The sequence below is a fragment of the Streptomyces adelaidensis genome, from assembly GCF_016598475.1.
Classification (GTDB): Bacteria; Actinomycetota; Actinomycetes; order Streptomycetales; family Streptomycetaceae; genus Streptomyces; species Streptomyces adelaidensis.
The window spans coordinates 1-413 of the sequence record NZ_JAEMUX010000315.1; the positions used below are offsets into that span (position 1 = coordinate 1).

Consider the following 413-nt stretch of genomic DNA (forward strand, 5'->3'; position numbering starts at 1 on the left):
CGGCGGAGCTCGCCGTCGGTGGGCTGCTCGGTCACTTCGTCCTCCGTGTGGCGCGGGCGAGGGCGCGTCGGGTCTTGCGGTTGAGCGGGGCGGGGTCGGGTGCGTCGTCGTCGATGACGGTCTCGGTGCGGGTGAGGTGCTGCTCCCAGGTGACGCCGGGTTGGGGCGCGCGTTCGCCTCTCGGGCTGTTGGACGGGCCGGTCACGGAGCCTCCGTCTGGTCGATCCAGGTGGTGAGTTGGTCACGCAGGAACCGGGCCTGCTCCCGGTCGAGGAGGACGCACGGGTCGTCGCCGACCATGTCGAGGTGGAGGCGCAGCCACGGCCACGGCGGGCCGTCCGCGGGCTGGTCGTCGCGGCCGTCGGCGGTGATGTGGGACGGGATGACGGCGAGCCCGAGACTGCCGGCGCGGG

Annotated in this window: 2 protein-coding genes; both read right to left on the reverse strand. The window is 74.1% G+C overall.

All coding sequences use genetic code 11. The features are described 5' to 3' along the window. Window positions 1–31 precede the first annotated feature (31 nt). On the reverse strand, window positions 32–205 hold the full coding sequence (locus I8N67_RS42020) for a hypothetical protein (protein ID WP_200309686.1): 174 nt from the start codon (window positions 203–205) through the stop codon (window positions 32–34). After that, window positions 202–413: hypothetical protein (locus tag I8N67_RS42025; RefSeq protein ID WP_200309688.1), on the reverse strand; the 212-nt coding region annotated here is incomplete at its 5' end. The genes I8N67_RS42025 and I8N67_RS42020, both read right to left, overlap by 4 nt.